This window comes from Shewanella sp. 11B5 (assembly GCF_002836795.1).
GTDB classification, from domain to species: Bacteria; Pseudomonadota; Gammaproteobacteria; order Enterobacterales; family Shewanellaceae; genus Shewanella; species Shewanella frigidimarina.
This window is the reverse complement of record NZ_PJAP01000428.1, coordinates 1-4,949: the sequence shown is the minus strand read 5'-3', so window position 1 is coordinate 4,949 and position 4,949 is coordinate 1. Positions and strand designations below refer to the sequence as shown.

Genomic DNA, 4,949 nt, shown 5'->3' with positions numbered 1-4,949 from the left:
GATTTTGACTTTGCGGTACGTTACTGCGAGTTAGCTTTTAGTAACGAAATCGGTATCGGTGCCATAAGGCGTAAGTTACAGCTGCGCGGCGTGAGTGCTACAGAGATTGATACCGCGATAGAACAAGTGATGCACGAGCAAACAGTGGACCTTTTTGAGTTAGCCACATCGCGATTGTTGAGTCGGTTTGAAAATTTCTATGGCACCAACATAGAAAAAGTCTATTCCCAGATGACCACAAAAGGTTTCTCTCGAGCTGAAATTGATCACGCATTAGCACAACATCCACAACGTGAAACCCTGCGCAGTAAATTAGCCCTCAAAGCCGACAAAGCAGATTTAACCACTGAAATAATCAAGCTGTTTAATAAAGGCAAAGGTAAAACTCTTATCTTGCAGGAATTAAAGCAGCGACTGATTGATGTAAGCGACTTTGAAGAAACCTTGTACCAACTAACGCTAACAGAAGACGTCGATTTTTATCAAAGCTGCAAAAATGAACTGGCTAAAAAACGCTATAACTTAGCGGACTATAAAGAAAAGTCGAAAGCGTATGCCTATTTATCCCGTAAAGGATTTGGCAGTGATGAAATAAAAGAGGCAATGACGCTAGATGATGAGTCATAACGTTTACCGCCGATATCACTGAGACAACTGATATCGGCAAACTTCTTACGACTCACTACTCACGATTTTTCATTCACCATTACACTTTTACCGACTTGAACGATGGCTAACAGCTAACAGCTACAGCGTCATCCTTATGTTATTTAACGAGTTATTGTCAGTTTGATGGGTGTTATTAATACGGCTTTGCCAGATGCAACGGGTCGAGTATCGCTTTGAGTTTATCTTCGTCCAAATCGGTTTCTTCAAGTGCAATGGCTAATACTGATTTATGTTCTTTGTCTGCACGTTTAGCAATTTTTGCGGCCATATCGTAACCCACTACTGAATTAAGTGCGGTAGCCAGAATAGGGTTTTTCTCCAATGCCTGGGTCAAATGCTCGACATTGGGTTGAAACTCGGCAAACACTTTGTCGGTCATGGCCTGGCAGGCATGGGTTAATAAATCAATACTGGACAGTAGCTTGTCGGCAATCAGTGGCAACATCACATTCAACTGAAAATTACCCGATTGCGCTGCGATGGTAATGGTAGTTTCATTGCCAATGATTTCAGCGGCAATCATGGCTACGGCTTCTGGGATAACGGGATTAACCTTACCGGGCATTATCGATGAGCCGGGTTGCAGCGCCGTTAAGCTAATTTCTTGTAACCCAGCTACAGGGCCAGAGTTCATCCAGCGTAAATCATTGGCGATTTTCAATAACGTAACCGCTAACCCTTTGAGCGCCGAAGCCATGGCTAAGGTGTGATCTTGGCTACTCATATATAACGCAGGCATTACCGCTGCCTGCCAAGGGATTTTATCTTGCTGTTGTAAATCATCACATGCAAGTTTGGCAAAATTGGGGTCACAATTAACGCCAGTGCCAACCGCTGTGCCGCCCAATGGCAATTGATGCAGGCTCAGCTCAACTTGCTGAATTCGAGCTTGAGCACTGTTTAGCTGTTGTTGCCAACATTGCAGTTCTTGGCCAAGCGTAATCGGCATGGCATCCATTAAATGGGTGCGACCGGTTTTGACTGTATTGGAATACTCATCGGCCAAAAACGCTAATCTGTCATTCAAGCCCTTAATGGCCGGATACAATAAGCCCTTTAATTGCCTAACCGTACTAATATGAATACAGGCAGGCACCACATCGTTGCTGCTTTGCCCCATATTGACATGATCATTGGGGTGAACCTTTGCCTGCAAAATATCGCTGGCGAGGCTGGCAATGACTTCATTAACATTCATATTAGAACTGGTACCAGAGCCTGTTTGGAACAAATCAATCGGAAAATGCTGCGAAAAATCAAGCTTCTTAGCGGCGATAATGGCTTGTTGAATTGCTTTGGCTATAGCGCTATCTAACAAACCGAGTTGGCTATTAGCCTGTGCAGCAGCTGATTTTATGTCGAGTAGGGCGAGTATCGCTGGCGTCGGAAAGCGCCGCTCAGAAAACTGAAAGTTATCTCGTGCGCGTTGAGTTTGCGCCTGATAATAAACATCATCTGGCACCTGTACTTTTCCCATACTGTCATATTCTATACGCATCTTACTCATAAGGTTTCCGACTCGATTTTTGATTTGGATATGTTAGTGTGTTCACTAAGCTTAGCAGGAAGTGCCAATAAACGTTTATAGGGAGATCAGTAATGAACCATTCTATGCAATTATTGAAACAGCTTGAAAGTAATGGAAAAACTTTCCGGTATTACAGCTTTGATCGATTAGCTGAACACTACGATTTAACCCGCTTACCCTTTGCGGCAAAAATATTATTAGAAAATCTACTGCGTTACGAAAATTCGGATTTTGTCCAGCCAGAGGATATTGAAATCTTGGCTCGCTGGGATCTGGATAACTGGTCAGAAACCGAAATTGCCTTTGTTCCTTCTCGAGTCATTCTACAAGATTTTACCGGCGTACCTTCAGTTGTCGATTTAGCCGCAATGCGTGATGCTATCGTGACATTGGGCGGCAATGCCGACGCGATTAATCCACTGAATCCGGTAGAGCTGGTGATTGACCACTCCGTGATGGTCGATGTATTTGCCGAAACAGGAGCACTGCAAAAAAATACCGCCATTGAGATTCAACGAAACCGCGAACGATATCAGTTTTTGCGTTGGGGTCAGCAAGCCTTCGACAACTTTAAAGTAGTACCGCCAGGGCGCGGTATCGTGCATCAAATCAATCTGGAATATTTGGCAAGAGTGGTCTTTGTTAAAGAGGATGACGATAACCTATTGTATCCCGACACCTTAGTCGGAACAGATTCTCATACTACTATGATCAACGGTTTGGGAGTATTGGGTTGGGGCGTGGGCGGCATTGAGGCTGAGGCCGCGATGTTAGGCCAACCCGTGACCATGTTGTTACCCGAAATTGTCGGATTTGAGTTTGTCGGTAAATTGCCCCCAGGAGTTACCGCGACTGATCTAGTGTTAACGGTAACCGAACAGCTGCGCTCATTTGGCGTGGTAGGTAAGTTTGTAGAATTTTTTGGTGCTGGTGTTGATCAATTAACCTTGGCCGATAGGGCCACCATTGCCAATATGGCGCCAGAATACGGTGCGACTTGTGGCATTTTCCCGATTGACCAACAAACGTTAGATTACCTCAAGCTTACCGGTCGTGATCCAGAGCGTATCGCGTTGATCAAAGCGTATCTTAAACAGATGGGCATGTGGGCCAGCGCATCCGACAACAAAGCCTGTTATCACGCCAGCTTACAACTGGATTTAGGCAGTATTGTGCCTTCTATCGCTGGCCCCAAAAGACCACAAGACAGAATTGCACTTGAGCAAGCTGGAGTCAGTTTCCGCCAATGGTTGGATAGTCAAATCCCTGTGAGCCACATCGACGCCGAAGGTAAAGACGAGTTGGCAAGCGAGGGTGGCCCATCGGTGCAAGTCCCCGTTGCCGATGGCAGCACTGGTGTTGCTTGTCGTTATCGAGATAAAGACTTTGTGCTGGAAGCCGGCGCGGTGGTGATAGCGGCGATAACCAGTTGTACTAATACCTCTAATCCATCGGTGTTAATCGCAGCCGGATTATTGGCCCGAAATGCGCGTAAAAAAGGCTTACAGGTTAAACCTTGGGTGAAAACCAGCTTTGCACCTGGCTCACAGGTAGTGACGGATTATTTAATAAAATCGGGTCTTAATGTTGATTTAGATGCGCTAGGTTTTCAGTTGGTTGGCTACGGTTGTACCACCTGTATTGGTAATTCTGGTCCATTGCCTCAGCCCGTTAGTGAAGCGATACAACAGGGCAGATTGAAGGTGTGTTCGGTGTTATCGGGCAACCGTAACTTTGATGGCCGCATCCATCCAGAAGTACAAGCCAATTACTTAGCATCGCCGCCGCTGGTGGTGGCGTATGCATTGGCCGGTAATATGAAAGCCGATATGGTCACAGAAGCACTTGGCGAAGATGTTGATGGTAATGCGGTTTATTTAAAAGATATCTGGCCAGATAATCAGGAAATCCAACAGGTCATGGCCAGCGCGGTACAAAGCGAGATGTTTGTTTCCCGCTATGCCGATGTATACAGCGGCGACGCAGACTGGCAAGGGCTTGAAGTGGTGCAGAGCCAAAAATATAACTGGCCAGATTCCACCTATGTTAAACAGCCGCCATTCTTTGATGGGATCAGTGCTGAAGTACCGAAAATTATGGCTATCGACAATGCCCGTTGTTTGCTTAAGTTAGGTGATTCGGTCACTACCGACCATATTTCACCTGCGGGGTCTATTGCACCAGACAGCCCAGCCGGAGACTATTTACAACAAGCTGGAGTCGCCATTAAAGACTTTAACTCTTACGGTTCACGCCGTGGCAACCATGAAGTAATGATGCGCGGCACCTTTGCCAATGTAAGGCTAAAAAATCTGCTGGCACCGGGGACCGAAGGCTGTTGGACACGTTTAATGCCTAACGGTGAGTCGATGACTGTATTTGATGCCGCTATGCAGTATCAAAAGCAAGGTACGCCTTGTATTGTGCTTGCCGGTAAGGAATATGGCACTGGCAGCTCGCGGGACTGGGCGGCAAAAGGGCCTGCACTGTTGGGGGTAAAAGCGGTTATAGCGCAAAGTTATGAGCGTATTCACCGTTCTAATTTGGTTGGAATGGGTATCTTGCCACTGCAGTTTATGCCTGATGACAGCGCACAATCGCTAAACCTCACAGGTGAAGAGCAATTTAGCATTCCAGCGGTAAGCGCCGAACAGAAAACCGTTAATGTATCAGTGACCGACAAAGCGGGTAAGCAACATTCGTTTGAAGCTAAAATCCGCATTGATACCCCTAATGAGTTTAGTTATTACCA

General features: G+C 46.0%; 3 protein-coding genes. 2 read left to right on the top strand and 1 reads right to left on the bottom strand.

Annotated features, from left to right (window positions below; all coding sequences use genetic code 11):
• On the top strand, positions 1-627 hold a 627-nt coding region (locus tag CXF78_RS09980; protein WP_102036685.1), incomplete at its 5' end, for a regulatory protein RecX.
• Between the two features lie 175 nt (positions 628-802).
• Here CXF78_RS09980 and CXF78_RS09975 read toward each other — a convergent pair.
• The gene (locus CXF78_RS09975; protein ID WP_102036684.1) at positions 803-2,176 is read right to left on the bottom strand and encodes a class II fumarate hydratase; all 1,374 of its coding nucleotides are present in this window, start codon (positions 2,174-2,176) and stop codon (positions 803-805) included.
• A gap of 92 nt (positions 2,177-2,268) precedes the next feature.
• On the opposite strand from CXF78_RS09975, the gene acnA reads away from it, so the two are divergent.
• A partial coding sequence (gene acnA, locus CXF78_RS09970) for an aconitate hydratase AcnA (RefSeq protein ID WP_102036683.1) occupies positions 2,269-4,949 on the top strand: 2,681 nt, incomplete at its 3' end.

Coding starts and splice junctions, on each gene's coding strand:
- CXF78_RS09975 (WP_102036684.1), bottom strand. CDS start 2,176: ATGAGTAAGATGCGTATAGAATATGACAGTATGGGAAAAGTACAGGTG.